Origin of the sequence: Nafulsella turpanensis ZLM-10 (assembly GCF_000346615.1) — a bacterium.
GTDB lineage: Bacteria > Bacteroidota > Bacteroidia > Cytophagales > Cyclobacteriaceae > Nafulsella > Nafulsella turpanensis.
Genome location: NZ_ANNU01000071.1, coordinates 13,084 through 27,521 on the forward strand (window position 1 = coordinate 13,084; position 14,438 = coordinate 27,521).

14 protein-coding genes and 1 pseudogene are annotated in these 14,438 nt (G+C 43.3%); 8 read left to right on the forward strand and 7 right to left on the reverse strand.

The window, feature by feature from the left end; genetic code table 11:
* Nucleotides 1–81 precede the first annotated feature (81 nt).
* Complete coding sequence (locus tag F752_RS0121280) at nt 82–1,053, forward strand: TerC family protein (RefSeq protein ID WP_017733773.1); 972 nt, start codon at nt 82–84, stop codon at nt 1,051–1,053.
* A gap of 352 nt (nt 1,054–1,405) precedes the next feature.
* On the opposite strand, the gene F752_RS0121285 is transcribed toward F752_RS0121280, so the two are convergent.
* From F752_RS0121285 to F752_RS0121295, 3 genes are all read right to left on the reverse strand, one after another.
* Nucleotides 1,406–2,902 carry a hypothetical protein gene (locus F752_RS0121285; RefSeq protein WP_152425250.1) on the reverse strand — a complete coding sequence of 499 codons (1,497 nt, stop codon included), beginning with the start codon at nt 2,900–2,902 and terminating at the stop codon, nt 1,406–1,408.
* Nucleotides 2,903–2,941: 39 nt separating this feature from the next.
* Nucleotides 2,942–3,655: a hypothetical protein gene (locus tag F752_RS0121290; RefSeq protein WP_017733775.1), complete on the reverse strand. Its 714-nt coding sequence runs from the start codon at nt 3,653–3,655 to the stop codon at nt 2,942–2,944.
* 129 nt (nt 3,656–3,784) lie between these two features.
* The gene (locus F752_RS0121295; protein ID WP_017733776.1) at nt 3,785–4,339 is read right to left on the reverse strand and encodes an RNA polymerase sigma factor; all 555 of its coding nucleotides are present in this window, start codon (nt 4,337–4,339) and stop codon (nt 3,785–3,787) included.
* A gap of 536 nt (nt 4,340–4,875) precedes the next feature.
* On the opposite strand from F752_RS0121295, the gene F752_RS24820 reads away from it, so the two are divergent.
* Entirely contained in the window at nt 4,876–5,631 is a 756-nt protein-coding gene (locus F752_RS24820) for a DUF4382 domain-containing protein (protein ID WP_081604626.1), read from the forward strand.
* Between the two features lie 138 nt (nt 5,632–5,769).
* Nucleotides 5,770–6,862, forward strand: a pseudogene (locus F752_RS25915) (IS3 family transposase); the annotation flags it as partial.
* A gap of 390 nt (nt 6,863–7,252) precedes the next feature.
* Here the strand turns inward: F752_RS25915 and F752_RS0121320 are convergent.
* The 4 genes from F752_RS0121320 to F752_RS0121335 all read right to left on the reverse strand — a co-directional run bounded on the left by F752_RS0121320 (nt 7,253) and on the right by F752_RS0121335 (nt 10,248).
* On the reverse strand, nt 7,253–7,552 hold the full coding sequence (locus F752_RS0121320) for a hypothetical protein (protein ID WP_017733778.1): 300 nt from the start codon (nt 7,550–7,552) through the stop codon (nt 7,253–7,255).
* 12 nt (nt 7,553–7,564) lie between these two features.
* Nucleotides 7,565–8,263, reverse strand: a complete 699-nt coding sequence (locus F752_RS0121325; RefSeq protein ID WP_017733779.1) for a hypothetical protein — start codon at nt 8,261–8,263, stop codon at nt 7,565–7,567.
* 32 nt (nt 8,264–8,295) lie between these two features.
* Nucleotides 8,296–9,843 (reverse strand): alkaline phosphatase D family protein, encoded by a 1,548-nt coding sequence (locus F752_RS0121330; protein ID WP_152425251.1) that lies wholly within the window; start codon nt 9,841–9,843, stop codon nt 8,296–8,298.
* A gap of 69 nt (nt 9,844–9,912) precedes the next feature.
* Nucleotides 9,913–10,248, reverse strand: a complete 336-nt coding sequence (locus F752_RS0121335; RefSeq protein ID WP_017733781.1) for a YegP family protein — start codon at nt 10,246–10,248, stop codon at nt 9,913–9,915.
* A gap of 94 nt (nt 10,249–10,342) precedes the next feature.
* Here F752_RS0121335 and F752_RS0121340 point away from each other — a divergent pair, with 94 nt between their 5' ends.
* The 5 genes from F752_RS0121340 to F752_RS0121365 all read left to right on the forward strand — a co-directional run bounded on the left by F752_RS0121340 (nt 10,343) and on the right by F752_RS0121365 (nt 14,034).
* The gene (locus tag F752_RS0121340; protein ID WP_081604627.1) at nt 10,343–11,359 is read left to right on the forward strand and encodes a helix-turn-helix transcriptional regulator; all 1,017 of its coding nucleotides are present in this window, start codon (nt 10,343–10,345) and stop codon (nt 11,357–11,359) included.
* Nucleotides 11,360–11,919: 560 nt separating this feature from the next.
* Nucleotides 11,920–12,669 (forward strand): hypothetical protein, encoded by a 750-nt coding sequence (locus F752_RS24830; protein ID WP_174293631.1) that lies wholly within the window; start codon nt 11,920–11,922, stop codon nt 12,667–12,669.
* Between the two features lie 48 nt (nt 12,670–12,717).
* Nucleotides 12,718–13,158, forward strand: a complete 441-nt coding sequence (locus F752_RS0121355; protein WP_017733785.1) for a hypothetical protein — start codon at nt 12,718–12,720, stop codon at nt 13,156–13,158.
* Nucleotides 13,159–13,176: 18 nt separating this feature from the next.
* Entirely contained in the window at nt 13,177–13,428 is a 252-nt protein-coding gene (locus F752_RS0121360) for an SH3 domain-containing protein (protein ID WP_152425252.1), read from the forward strand.
* 63 nt (nt 13,429–13,491) lie between these two features.
* A complete protein-coding gene (locus F752_RS0121365) occupies nt 13,492–14,034 on the forward strand; it encodes a hypothetical protein (protein WP_017733787.1) in 543 nt (180 codons plus the stop codon).
* The last annotated feature ends 404 nt before the right edge of the window (nt 14,035–14,438 follow it).

Consider the following 14,438-nt stretch of genomic DNA (forward strand, 5'->3'; position numbering starts at 1 on the left):
ATGGGGCCTCTGAAAGAAAAAGAGGAAGCACAGAGGCTTTAGTAATTTTAGCTACCTCTTTAAATTTTAATTAAACTTAGTATGCAAATTTTTCTCTGGGGCGGATTCTTATTACTGGTTGTTATTTTTCTTGCCATAGACCTGGGGGTCTTCAACAAGAAAGCCCATAGCGTATCGGCCAAGGAAGCCCTAACCTGGACAGGAGTATGGGTTGCTTTAGCCTTAGCTTTCGGCGCTTTTGTATATTACCTCTACGAAACCAACTGGATGAAGCTACTGCCACAGGATAATGAGCTGTTAGGCGATGGAAAAGGGGCATTGTTAAACTATTACACAGGCTACCTGATTGAAAAATCACTCAGCCTCGATAACATTTTTGTCATGGCGATGGTATTTTCCTTCTTCAGGATTCCAACTAAGTACCAGCATGACATCCTTTTCTGGGGCATTTTGGGCGCCGTGGTTTTCAGGGGAATTATGATTCTTGCCGGGGCTGCCCTCATTGAGCAGTTCTACTGGATGAACTATGTTTTCGGACTGTTACTTCTGTATTCGGCCGTACAGATGGCATTAGCCAAGGAGGAGGAAAGTGATCTGATGCAGAACCCTGTGGTGCGCTTTATTCACAGGTTTTATCCGATTAGTCAGAGCACTGAGGGAGGAAAGTTTTTTGTAGTTGAAAATGGAAAAAAAGCAGTCACCATTCTTTTTGTTGCTTTAATGATTATTGAGACGACCGACATTCTTTTTGCGATAGACTCCATCCCTGCTATTTTTGCCATTACGACGGACCCTTTTCTGGTGTTCACCTCCAATATATTTGCCATTCTGGGCCTGCGCTCCCTTTATTTTGTACTGGCAGATTTCATGGACCGCTTCCGTTATTTAAAAATCAGCCTTATTTTTATCCTGGCTTTCGTAGGCGTTAAAATTATGCTGGCGCATCATTATCATATCCCTACCGTGGTTTCCCTATCGATGATAATAGGAATGCTTACCGTAGGCATTGCAGCTTCTGTTGTTGCTAACCGTAATCAGAAAAAAACAAACTAATTGGCACGGGCCAAGGAGCATGCAAAAGATACTTAATAAAGATTGCCCCGCGGCGATATAAAAGGAGAACCTGACAGTTTCCTCTCCTGCCTGACTCCCATTACACTACCGTTTTTTGAAGGGATATATTTTTCAGTTTCAAGAAATGGTGGTTTTTCTTACAAGTTAAAGAACTTATATTCCCCGATACAGAAAGTAATTGGATATTATAAAGCATTATTGTTCATGCCATTAAGGTGTTGTAGTGTTTGTTGTGGTACAAATAAGGAGCAAATAATTAAATTTCAGCAATGACTGAAAAACCTTACCTATGATAGAACAAATGAGCAGGAAGTTTTACAACACAAATTATTTATTTCAAGAGGTACCTGAAGTTCAGGTAAGGACCATAATTAAGAGTGTAGGTTTTATTGAATCGAGCAGGAATTTTACCACTGCCCATGAAAATATTCATTAATCCTCTCTCTCCGGCTATTCCATAGCCGATTATTACCCGATTAATTCTTTTTTCCTGCCCGAAAGAAAAGTGTATGCCATAATCAAAGCTGCTATAAGTACTTTCAGTTTGTCTGATGTTCCCGTTTTTCCTGTGCAAAAGACCCCCATATACCCCTGCTTTAAGAGTTAAATCCGAAAGAAGGCTTTCTCCATGCTGTAAGAGGTTCCGCTGATAGTGCAGATAAAGTTTATAATAGCTTAACTCCAGTCCTTTTTTCAGGAAGTAGCCATCACTAAAAGCATTATATTCCTGACCTGCTTTTGAGATAAAATGGAATTCAGAGGCAAGGGCACTTTTGTTATTCAGCGAATAATGAAGGGCGAACCCCATGTTCTGTTTAAAGGTTGGACTGGTAGAAATCAAACTTCCTTTATCAAAGCTGCTGCGTGTTTCGTTATTTAAAAGCCAGCTGTTGTTGTATGCCACCACCGGACCAAAACTTAAGCGGTAGGCATGAACCTCTTTTACTTCCTCTGCCTCAGCTAACTTTTTTAATGCTCTCGAATCCAATGCAACAGCCTGAACTGAAAAGGTCCTTTTCTTTACCACAGGATTAAGCATTGGCAGGCCTGCTACCCTGTAAGGAACAGCACTCATATATTTTGATGCCGTCGGCCTTCCTCCCTGCCCTGCATTCCCCGAAAGGGATATAGCTGAAGCAGAGCCTTGTTCATCTTCTGTAACCAAAACACTTTTACTACCATTTGCATCATCTTTTACCTGATTCAGATAAGCGGGGGCTTTCTGCTGCCTGTCCTTAAATGGTGGCTGAAAAGAAAGAATAAGGTCTTTCTGAGGCTCGCCGACTGCGGAGCTTTCTTCGTTGAAGGAAGGCACCTGAACAGCAGATATTCCTTTTTGCTCCTTTCTGCTACTAAGTGCTGCCTGCCCTGTCTCTGGTGCCTTTCTTTTTTCAGCTGGCACAGCAGAAGAGACTGTCTCGTTCCCGGCTACCTTGGCATGGGGCGGGTGGCTTAAGTGATTATTTAAATAAAACAAACCGGCAAAAGAAAGTATGAGCAAAAGCAGAACCGCCGCCCACCGTATGGTATTCCAGCTTGCTGAAGGAGATTTATCTAATTCTCTGTGTAAGCGTGACCATACCAGGTCAATATTTAACTGCCTGTTTATTCGTTCCCATGTATGCTGAGGGGCCGTTTGACGAAGAGAAGAAAAGCTGTCCCGGATTTTGTTGTACAGGCGGCCGTTCTCCGGCTGAACTTCAGCCGGATCTGCGGATTCTGCGGGTAGCGAATCAGAAAGCTGACTCCATAGCATATCCGGAGCCTTTCTGTTAAGACTCTCGAAACTGCTTTTTATTTTTTCGTCCAGCTTTTTATGTTCTTTCAAAATCCTGAAATTTAAAAACAAATAGTGCTATCCTGATTTCTAATAAACAAAAGTAACTTCAGCTGCTTCATTCAGCTGATCTTCAATAAGGTCATATATCTCTTCATTTTCTTCCTCGCTTATCACAATGGAAGGTACACCATCCCAATCCATAACATCCGCCTCATCCAACAAAGCCAGAGGGATATTTTTGAACCAATGGACTGGATTTAATTTAATGTAGGCCGATACAGGCGCTTCTTTTTTTATGATTATTTGGCTACCGTCTGAATAGCTTACTGCCTCGATTTCAAAACTTTCAGAGGAGTTCATGGCAAAAATTAAAGGATATCGACTGCCCTCCGAATTCTGATAAGACCCTTTAACAAGCAGACTATTTTCCCCATAGCCTTCAAAAGATTCAAATTCAATCGAAATATGGGTGTAGATACCCTGAGGGATCTGAAATTGCAAAGCCTCCACTGGCTGGTCTGAGGTAAAAGCAATTTTAAGTCCCTGCGCATAATCCCGTGTAAATTCTACCTCACTGGCCTGCTCTCTTTCTCCCTCAAACGCAAAGGATGAAATAATAACAGAACCACCATTGAGCTGTAGCCGGCTGTTATCGACCATATTCTTTTGAATATCCATATAAAAACCTACTTCTACAGGAATCTTGAACTCCTGCTCTTTCTCACAGGAAAAAAGAAAGCTGCTCAGCAGAGGCAGGAAAAAGATGTTTTTTATCTTCATTTTATTTACAAGAAGCTTCATTATGCCACTACTTAATATGATGCTACGTTCTCCCTGTTGCTTAGATAATTCCGGGAGAGGAAAGGTTGGAAAGCGGCAAAAATAAAAATATTTTTCTTTTCTAGGTAAATATTACCTTTCAGCCTTTTCTCATTTATCCCCCGGGAAAGACTTCTTTTCAATTTTCTGCTTTGCAATAGCTTCTTTCAGCAGGAACCTTCCCCGGTTTAACTGCGATTTGGAAGTGCCTTCTGAGATGCCCATCAGGCTGGCGATCTCCTTATGTTCATAGCCTTCTATGGCAAACAGCTTTAGAACCATACCTGCCTTTACCGGAAGCTGGTTAACCAGATTAATCAGTTCTTCAGTATTCAGGTTATCAAGGATATTATCAATCGCTGGCTCAACAAAGCTCTGATACAAACTGAGATTTTCACTTTCCTTTTTCTTCTTCTGGTAGAATGACAGGGCTGTGTTGACCATGATTTTTCTTACCCAACCTTCAAAAGAACCGTTAAACCCATAGGAGCCAAGGTTGCGGAAAACTTTAATAAAGCCTTCCTGCAAAATGTCACAGGCTTCATCTTCATCTCTGGCGTAGGTCAGGCAAACATTGTACATTTTATCGGCATGCTGCCGGTACAGTTTTTCCTGGGCCTGCCGCTCATTGGCTAAACACCTTTTTATGATTTCCTCTTCAGACATTTATAAAGTAAACCTTTGCAGATTTAGATGAGATTGTAAGATATAGCTTATAGTGTGGCACAGACTATTTAAACACACCAGAGGTTGGAATAAAGGTAACGGTTAGGCTATCTTTTTTTAATTCTTATGGCAGAAAGACCTTACCAGGTAATATCTTCCTGAAAAAAGCTCCTATGCTATTCTTCATCACCCGAAAAAGATATCAGGAGCAACAGTTTTTATCTTTATAACTATGCAGCTAAATTGGTACATGTGTAAACATAAAGCCGTTTACAGAGAAAAGAAAAGCCACCCATCTCCCTGAAATTCTGCTAAACAACTCCTTATCAGTACTTTTAAAGCTTCTGTTTTATCTTAAATATAAAAGCGGCTACCGGTAAAAAAGAGGGCAAATGCAAAACTTTCCTGTCAGCTTATTTACAAATCCGATAAAATCACACACTGGTCTTCCTGCTGATTTTTAATTTTCCCTTAGCCAATCCAACGTTTAGTCGATCTGCCTGGTCTACCCCCAAAACAACCTAACTTTGGAAAATATGAAAACAAAATCATTATTTATGGCAGGCGCCCTTGCCCTTGGGCTGGCAGCTTGTGGCGATGATGCAGAAAATCCGAACTCAGCTGTAACTATTATAGCCAAGGCATCTGTAAACAGTAGTACCTCTTCCAACACAGGGGGGCGCATGGCATCTGGTGTCGCATTGGATGAGTTTAAAATTAACATCCGGGAAATTGAATTTGAATTTGAAGAGCCGGAATTAGAAAGTGATGCGGAAGAGGAAGCGTGGGAAAATGTTTATGAAGATGTAAAACTTAGAGGTCCTTTTGAAGTAAATCTTTTAAGTGAAAGCGGCGCTGCATTAGACCAGCTCCTTACCTCTACCAGCATTCCTAACGGGGATTTTGAAGAGATTGAGTTTAAGCTGCACAAAGGGGAGGATACCGGTAGTGACATGTATGGTAAATCAGTATCCGCATCAGGGGCTATCAATGGGACCCCTTTCATCTTCTGGCACGATACAGACGAGGAGTTTGAGATTGATTTTGAAGATGTAAACAGGAACATTGAACTTCGTGGTCAATCGCTTAATGTGATCCTTAACTTCAACCTTGCTTTACTATTTGATAGCGTAAATGGCATAGACATTTCAGGAGCTACCGACGGCAATGGTGATGGCATAATTGAAATCAGCCCGAATGATCCGGACGGCAATCAGGAATTGGCAGACATTCTGAAAGATGCCATCGAAGATGCTACTGACCTCATTGATGACCATGACGATAACGATTAATTAAAAGTGAAAGAAGCCGGGTAAAACCGGCTTCTTTGATCCATCAATTGTATAAAGAAACCTGAAAAATTGAAGCCTTCCCTATAAATGAAGCCTTCCCTATAAATAGTACAATTTACAAAACTAAAAATAGTTAAATTGTCACTTACGAAGAAGATCAAATTCACCGAGAGTCAGATTATTAAAGCCCTTAAGGAGAACGAGCAGGGAAGAAAGGTAAGGATATATGCAGGGAGCTGGGCATTCACAGAGGAACCTTCTACAACCGCAGCGGCGGACCGCTGGCGCTCAAAATATGCTGGCATGGAAACCAGCCAGCTTAAAAAGCTCAAAGAACTTGAGGAGGAGAATCGAAAGCTCAAGCAGCGGTGCCCCGCCGGGATGTATGCTGATATCAGCCTGGATAATGTAGTGCTTAAAGATTTACTCTCAAAAAAGTTCTAAAGCCCTCTGACAAAAGAGAACGAGTTCCTTATCTGATAGAGAAGTACAAGGTCAGCATAGGACGTGCCTGTAAGCTACTAAACCTGAGTCGTTCATTGTGGTATTACAAAACTAAGAAGGATGATAGTGAAGTGATGGATAAACTCTGCTCTCTTGCTGAAGAATATCCACAGAGAGGATTTGATGAGTTTTTCGGCATTATTCGTCAGCAGGGCTTTATCTGGAACAGAAAAAGAGTATTGCGCATCTACAGGCTCATGAAGCTTGGCTTAAGAAGAAAATACAAGAAACGGGCTTCCTGCAAGAATAAAAGAACCTTTACAGGCTCCCGTGCAGCCGAACCATACCTGGAGCATGGACTTTATGAGTGATGCTTTAGGAGATGGAAGAAAGGTGAGAGTATTTAATGTCATTGATGATTTCAATCGTGAAGCTTTGGCAATTGAAGCAGGGTTGTGCGGGTACTGGAGTGGCTGAAGCATGAAAGAGGACTCCCCTCCAGGATTCGTGTGGATAATGGACCTGAGTTTATTTCAGGGAAGTTTAAATCCTGGTATGAGAATCACCAGATAGAGGTGCTTTATATTCAGCCGGGAAAGCCTGTGCAGAATGCCTTTATTGAAAGATTTAACAGGTTCTTCAGAGAAGATGTTCTTGCGGCCGCCGCGCGGATGCTTACTGGTTCGAGGACCTGGACCAGCTGAAAATCTTAGCTGAGGAATTCAGGCTAAGGTACAACAGCCAGCATCCTCATAAATCATTAGGCAGATTGTCGCCTGATGAATACTATAGAAGAGCTGTGAACAGCGGCCGCCGCTGCGGTGGAAAAGTACAGCCCGCTACCCCAGCCCATGACTTTACCACAATTAACAGCTTTAATAGTAGTAGTAATTCTGAAATTTTGTCGATTTTAGACCCGTCCTAAAAACGGTAAGGCTACAGAAATGCGTCTCCAGGACAAATTTTTTCCCTCTGCCTGTTCATATCCACAATTCTCCTCCGCTCTACGGGCCATTAACCTGAGTAACCTATTTCCGTCCAAAACTCCTGCTTTCAGAGGCCGTTGCACCGGTACATTTTGTCGGTTAATACCCTTGCTGATCCTGATGCTGAAATATATTGCGCTGAGGCGGAAAGAAACTCACCAGCAGAAAACCAATTCAAAAGGAAAGGTAAACTACAACACAATGGAAGCCAATGACGGAATTTTCCGGGCAATCTCTATAGCGGTATTACCCAGGGCTTCCACTTTCTGCTTCAACTCTGCCTGGGAGAGATTCTGCACAGAAGCCTCCTCCACTGCAGCAATTAACTGGTCATACACAGCCTTATCCGTGCCAGTTGGCGTAATACGCTCAAGCTCTTCAGGGGACAAGGCCTGCAGTTCTTTTATCTGTTCCCCATATTTCCCTGTGAACTTCTGCCGGTTTTCAGCGGCTCTTCTTTTCATTTTCTCTTCGAATGATTCTTCGCTCATCTTTTTCTATTTTTAGTTATTAAACACTTCTCCCATTTTTGCCCGGAGCTCCCTGAGCTGCTCCTCGATTTTATCAAGATCTGCTTTCCGGGTCTTATCCAAGACTTCAGAAAGCCGGGCCGATGCCGCTGCCAGATTTACAGTTGCCTGTTCTCTTAACCCTTCCAGTCCTATTTCATTCAGGATCTCCTCATGGGCATCATGCACCTTGCGAACGGAAGCTAAATGTCCCGTGACGATTGAGTTGGCATAAATGATCTGGTTGTATGACCGGTCTATGGCCGTCAATACCTCCTGCTCCTGCTGAAGTACCGGTGCCAGCAATGCTTTCCGGTAAGATTCCACATCTTCCCGAATAAACCGCACAAAAAACTCCATTCTATCCATTACCTCCTTTTGTTTCGCAGCATTGCCTTCTTCTGTCGCTGCATGGAGAGAATAAAATAAAGATTCCGTACTCTGATTGTTAAAATCCTGCATATCGGCCTCCAGCAACATCTGGATCTGATAAGGCGCATACACTTCGTCCACAAACTGGTTGATATCTTCCTTCATGCGGGAAAAGAGCAGTTCAGCTGTTGTTTTATGAGCCGCATGGGCCTGCACGATATCCCTGCCAACGGTGGCCGAGAGTTCAACAGATTGCTGGGGCACCCTTGCACAGGAGGCAAGCGCCAGGAGAAAAAAAAAACCAATTAAGTATTTCATCATTTCGCTCTATTTTAACTTATTGTCCGTCCCTTTTATTTAGCAGGTGTTATTGGATGAATCACTTTTGTGTAGGGCTTTTCCTCCCCTTCCACGTACCATTCCGACCAGATCCTATCCTGTTCATCCAGTGTCAGCGATAGCCAGTTTCGTGCTCCGATAAAGCGGCGGGAAGTACCGGGAAACTTTAGCATACGGGCCGTAATGTCACGATCTATTTCTTCAGTTTTTCCACCCAGCACCTTTTCCAGCATATAGACCAGCATGCCCGGTGGAGGCGTATTGACCATCGCAGAGGAAACCAACTGATTGATTACATTGGTATGGTCATTTTTCCCCTGACTCCGCTCAGATTGAATATACCCCAGACAGGCGGTATGCACATCCCCCGAAACAATGGTGACGCGACAGCCCGAACTCCCGGAGAAATTCAGCAGGCGATGAATCAGCATGAGGCGTTCCTCCTGATGAGCTCGGCTGAGCCACTGATCCTTAAAGTCATCCTCCAGTTCCTGATGCCCTGGTAAGGCTCCGAACATATCCTCCAGTAAATTCATATTGACATAGACCAGCGGTATACTGGAAAGGAGCAACAAGTGTTTACAGGCGGTTCCGTCTCCCGGAGTATTTTCGCTTAGCTGTTCATCCATCCAGTCCCTTAAATGATTTAAAGTCTCCAGACTCATTACCTGATCCTGTGTTCGCTCTGAACGCATATCCAGCGCGGCGATGGCGACATCTCCAATCCGGTAGGCATAGGTAAATCCTTTTTCTCCCAATAAGGTGCCGTCTCCTAAATCCTGATCATCCCTTGCCTGCAACTGGAATAAACGAAAGTGATCCCGTGCAATTTTATAGATCCCCTGGTAAACAGGACTTTCCTGGTACTCCTTCGGATAGGATCCCCAGCCATCAAAAATGTCATGATCATCCCACATCATCAGGGTGGGTATCTGGCCCATCATTTTCCCCGCATAATACCTTGGCCCCCACAGCCTGGTATAAAGATTGAAATAGAAGCCCTCCAGTTCCTTCCGCATTTCCTCGGAAAAGGGAGCTTTGAGACGCTCTTCTAAAGGTTGGTCCAGCCAGTCCGCCATCACCTCCACTTTATCCCAGAGGCCATCCGCGTATACCTGATCGCCGCCCATCAGCATGATATGGTAAGGGTTATTCTGGTGCTTTTGCTGTAATACTTTCCACATGGCTTCCTTATCTTTTTTCTTCATCGTTTCCGGCGCGTGGAAACCGAAGCAGGAGCCGTAGGCGATTCTTAATTTATCATCGGCAGCCGGCACAACATAATGGTAAGATGCCTCCCCTATGGAATATGCCACCTCCTGCGATTCTTCTGTTTGTGGAACAGACCATTTCCACCGCCATACCTTTTTCCCCTCAAACGCCCGGAGCAATTCTGGCTCTACCTCTACTTTCCCTTCGCCAGGAACCATGAGGCTAAAAACAGGAGCCGCCTCGCCGCCCTCTGTAACCAAAAGCGCGGCGGTAGACCATTGGCCCTTGTCTGCCCCCCTGAACCTCAGTACAGGGCCTGCCAGGATTAAACCTGTTGTCTCTGTCATCATTTAACTGTTTTAGTATTTATTTCTTTCACTCAATTTTTCCGCTTCTTGAAGTGTTTCCGCTTCCTGATCCTAAGACAGGTCCTCCACCGGAGCGTTAGGAGCGTCCCGCTTCACCGCATTGATTCCGTTTTCCCGTACTCCGGAAGTAGGGTAGTTTTCACTTCTACCAATAATCTCCCCATTGGCGGCTTTGAGGTTGAAGGTATAGTTGCCATAACTGTCACGGCGATCATACCGGCTTTCCCACGGAGCGTTCCCTTTCACCGCCTCTATTCCCTGAAAGCAGGACTGTTTGCTGGTATAGCCTTCCCCACTTAAAATAGGTTCTCCATTGGCCGCCCTGAGTCTGTAGTAAAACTCGTTGTTAGCGGTACTCTTAAATACCTGAAACTTTGGATTATTCATCTTGCTGAACTTTTTGTTTCCTCAAACTTATAACACCAGAGCGCAACCTATTTGCGTCCTGCTTTTTTTTCTTTAAATTCCTGAAAATTTCGCTATGCCGCTTACAAAAAACATGATGGCCCGTGTCCGTGTCATCGACGCTTGCCTTGGTGGGCCTGGTACAAGGTACTGGTCGAAAGAAATGTTACTAGCCGCTATTTTGGAGAAGGCGGATATAAGGGTTCAGGAACGGACACTCTTAAACGATATTTATGTGATGCGGTACAGCACCCAACTGAACTACCATGCCCCGATTAAGTACTGCCAAAAGGGAAAGGGTTATCACTATACTGATCCTGATTACTCTATTCAAAAGCTTCCCCTGAGTGAAAGCGATATTCATTCCCTGGAATTGGCCGCGGCCATCCTCGGGCAGTACAAGCATGTCTCCACTTTAGCGGAATTCTCCGCCTCCATTGACAAGGTTGTAACACTGGTCAACCAGCTTAAAAAAACGGAAGAGAACAGCGGTACACCGATCATTGATTTTGAAAAGGCACCTTTTTCAAAGGGAACCGAATACCTTGAACCTCTCCTGGAGTCGATAAAAGCTCAAAAGGTAGTGGAAGTTTTGTACCATAAATTCAATGAGGAGAAGCCTGACGGGCGCGTGGTAAGTCCTCTGCTGCTGAAAGAATATCGCAACAGGTGGTACCTTCTGGGAGTGAGCCATGAAAAGGAAGAAATCAGAACTTTTGGCCTGGACCGCATTGCCGCCTTGCTTCAAAGACCGGAGGAAAAATATAAATCATCCCCTTCCTTTGATGCTGATACTTACTTTCGCAATACCATCGGGATTAGCTACGAAAAAGGAAGTGCGGAAGAAGTGGTTTTGTCCTTCACCCCTTTTCAAGGAAACTACATCAAAACACAGCATCTGCATGCCACACAGGAAATTTTAGCGGATAATGAGCAGGAATTCAGGATTAAGATAAAGGTGGCCGTCAATTATGAATTGGTCTCTACTATCCTTGGATTTGGAGAAGATGTTGAAGTCATTCAACCGTCGCACCTCAGAGACAGGGTTTTTGGAAAGCTACGGAAGAGCTTTAAGTTGTATGCAAGCATATGATCCTTGACTATTTTAATTTAAAACGCTTTACCAAAGGTTAGTAAAGAAGCTTCCCGGTCCGCTCAAAAAACTACTTTTCCAAAACCTTCACCAGCCGCTCATAGGGAGACTTCGCCAGATAGCTCCGGAAAGCAACATAAAAGCAGCTTTCCTCTAACTTCATCGCAAATGTCACCTCCTGCCTGTGCACCCACAGCTCCCCATTTTACCTGAATCCCAGCTTTTCGAGTGTCTCATCATCTAAAGGAGATTCCTTCCAAGATTAGATACGCAAGACTTTACAGGCCCCTTATCCTTATTTCCAACCAGGCGAGTGTGTGCACCCTTTGACCTTACAGGTGGCAGCAGAGTAAAATTTGAGAGTATAGACGTTTACGCAGGGGGCCAGTACAAGGATGTTGCTATTTCAGAATTCGGAACGCCATCATATGGCATTGGTTGAAGGGGTAGCTTGCACTCCGTCTAATCTGGTTTCAGAAACCATATTTTCCTACATGTATCCCTGATTTTTCATTCTTTCCATTATCTTACTACCTCAACCCCTACTTTCCTTGCCCACTATGAAAGGATTTATTCCGCTATTTCTATGCATGTGGCTATCCACCACAACTTTTGCTCAACCCGGACTGGATGAGTACAAAGACATTATCGACTTAGATGATAAATATACCTCCATTGGCTCCAACATGGAGGAAATTCAAAAGCTAGACCTCAGCACCTTCTGGTCTGGCAATGAAAGCGAAAGGCGATTTGGCTTTATTGGAAGTAATTACCGGAGACTTCATATCAAATTCATATCTGTCATCAAAAATCCAGTGCAACCCAATGAGTATTTTGTCTATGGCAAGAGCAAAGCTGCGGACAACATCTGTTCCTTTCAGGGCATCATCAAAATAAAAGAATCCCATTACCTCAAAACCCTGGAGAACCCAGAGGGCAATACAGGGGTTCTTGCCGGAGAATACACCTTTTACGAAGACTCCAAAACGAAGCACTCCGGCACTTTTCAGGGAAAGTTCGTTACCTACTGGTATAAGGATAAGGAAGGGCACATCCGGTACAATAACCTTTGGGATGTTTCTGCCATGTACAACAACAACCAGTTTGTCGGCACATGGACAGGATATGATAAGGAAAACAGGATGACTGCTAACTGGGGTGATAGTAGAATCCCTCAATCTGGCGATTTAGATGTTGGGTCGAGTGAATTTGGGCCAAATGAAAAATATCATCCCTATGGGTGGAAGCTATTTGCAGATGTGATGGCAGGAAAAATGGAGTGGGAACCGGAAACATGGTGGAAGGATTAATTGCAACTAATCCCCAAAGAAATAATTGAAGCATCTACCCATGAACCGATGAAAACTCCCATTTCTTTCCTCCTACTCTGGTTTTTAGCTATCCCCCTTCTGGCACAAAAAGAAAGTACAGGAATCATTTACTCTACTCATAATAACTTCAAAGGATGCTGTATATACATACCAGCAACTGGTTTTAATTTATATGATACCCCCTCTGGAAACCTTATAGGAAAGATCATAAAAGGCTCCCCAGAATACGGTGCTGTTTATAAACTGTACCTTCAAAAGGATGGACATCCTGATGAATTAATCCCGTATGACAAAATGGAAATGGTGGGTTATGACCTTTTCTCTCTGGTGTTTACAGATAAGCAGGATTCCTTTGTAAAAGTGCTGGACGATTACTGGATCAGTATTGATGAAATAAAAAAAGGTGGTTTAGAAGCCATCGGTTACAAAGACTTTCTGATCAACAGAACAAATGAGGTACTTGGATAGTATGCCACTCCTACCGGATTGAATCTAAAAACCGGCCCTTCAACTGAATACGAAGTTGTCAAAACATTACAGGGTGATACCATGCAAATTACCCTGACCGAAACCTGCAAGGGAAATTGGTGCAAAGTAAAAGTTACTGAACATAAAGAACACCCCTGTACTGGGACGGCATCCAATAAAGATAATATAGTGCGAGAATATGAAGGCTGGATAAAACTGCTTGATGAAAAGGGAATGCCTAATGTATGGCATTATACAAAGGGTTGCTAGAATACCGCTCAAATTCTTTTTGAGCAGTAAATCCATAACTCTCAAACAAAAAAATTGCTAAAAATGAATACACGTTCTATCTTCCTGATCTTTCTTGTTCATTCCCTTTCTTCCAGTTGCTTTTCTCAGACATCATCAAAAAAAGGTATAGAAGCCATTCAGGGCAGGCGGTTTAGTAACCAGTCTGTCGTTAAAGCAAGCATTGATTTTAAAAGCGACAGTGTTGCCTTCTTTTATGAAGGCTCGGGTTGTTTTGGCCCTCAATTTGGTCTGGCTTATTATAAAGTAATGGAGGATACTATTTACCTCACAAGTCCAAATGACGAAGAACTAAAAAGCTATGCCAGGATGGACTCGTCGCACCTGGTGCATAAAATCTTAAAGGGCAGAAATAAGAAAGGTGATGATCCATACCTTTCATTCAGTTTAAGAGAAGCAAAGTTCCAAAATTCAAAGTGGCTAATCCTCAATGACACCACTATCCTCATGCTCCCAGAAGGCCCTGTCAGACATTATTACATGGATGACCCTGATGCGGTAATGGAAGACCGGAAAAGGGATGCAGAGGTATCGAAAAAGCTTTGGGAGTCAGGACGTATTGAATAGAAGAATTTTCCTCAAATGAAAAGAAATCTATATCTTCAATATTTCTACTGAAGAGATCCTTTATGATGGGATGGACGATACACACATACGATGCATGGATAACTGCTAATGAGGCGGATATTTGGGTGGGAAGAGAATAATTTGTTTATCATTCTTTTTAAGAGCACCTTTAATAGTTTTCTTAGACAGCAGGCTGTAATCTTTTAAGAATAAGAGGGCTATGCGGCTCATGACGCCTGTTTATCCGGTTTCCAAATTTTACCTTGATATGACCTTCCGCAAGAAATCTTTCCTTCTCCTCATCTGCTTTTTGTTCATGAACCTACTTTCTCTGGCCCAGCAGGTAACCATAAAAGGCAGGGTGGTAGATAACAGCAATAATGAGCCACTGGAGTATGTAACGG

Coding starts and splice junctions, on each gene's coding strand:
- F752_RS0121340 (WP_081604627.1), top strand. CDS start 10,343: ATGCCGCTTACAAAAAACATGATGGCCCGTGTCCGTGTCATCGACGCT.
- F752_RS0121280 (WP_017733773.1), top strand. CDS start 82: ATGCAAATTTTTCTCTGGGGCGGATTCTTATTACTGGTTGTTATTTTT.
- F752_RS0121335 (WP_017733781.1), bottom strand. CDS start 10,248: ATGAATAATCCAAAGTTTCAGGTATTTAAGAGTACCGCTAACAACGAG.
- F752_RS0121325 (WP_017733779.1), bottom strand. CDS start 8,263: ATGATGAAATACTTAATTGGTTTTTTTTTTCTCCTGGCGCTTGCCTCC.
- F752_RS0121320 (WP_017733778.1), bottom strand. CDS start 7,552: ATGAGCGAAGAATCATTCGAAGAGAAAATGAAAAGAAGAGCCGCTGAA.
- F752_RS24820 (WP_081604626.1), top strand. CDS start 4,876: ATGAAAACAAAATCATTATTTATGGCAGGCGCCCTTGCCCTTGGGCTG.
- F752_RS0121355 (WP_017733785.1), top strand. CDS start 12,718: ATGAAAACTCCCATTTCTTTCCTCCTACTCTGGTTTTTAGCTATCCCC.
- F752_RS0121330 (WP_152425251.1), bottom strand. CDS start 9,843: ATGATGACAGAGACAACAGGTTTAATCCTGGCAGGCCCTGTACTGAGG.
- F752_RS0121290 (WP_017733775.1), bottom strand. CDS start 3,655: ATGAAGCTTCTTGTAAATAAAATGAAGATAAAAAACATCTTTTTCCTG.
- F752_RS24830 (WP_174293631.1), top strand. CDS start 11,920: ATGAAAGGATTTATTCCGCTATTTCTATGCATGTGGCTATCCACCACA.
- F752_RS0121365 (WP_017733787.1), top strand. CDS start 13,492: ATGAATACACGTTCTATCTTCCTGATCTTTCTTGTTCATTCCCTTTCT.
- F752_RS0121295 (WP_017733776.1), bottom strand. CDS start 4,339: ATGTCTGAAGAGGAAATCATAAAAAGGTGTTTAGCCAATGAGCGGCAG.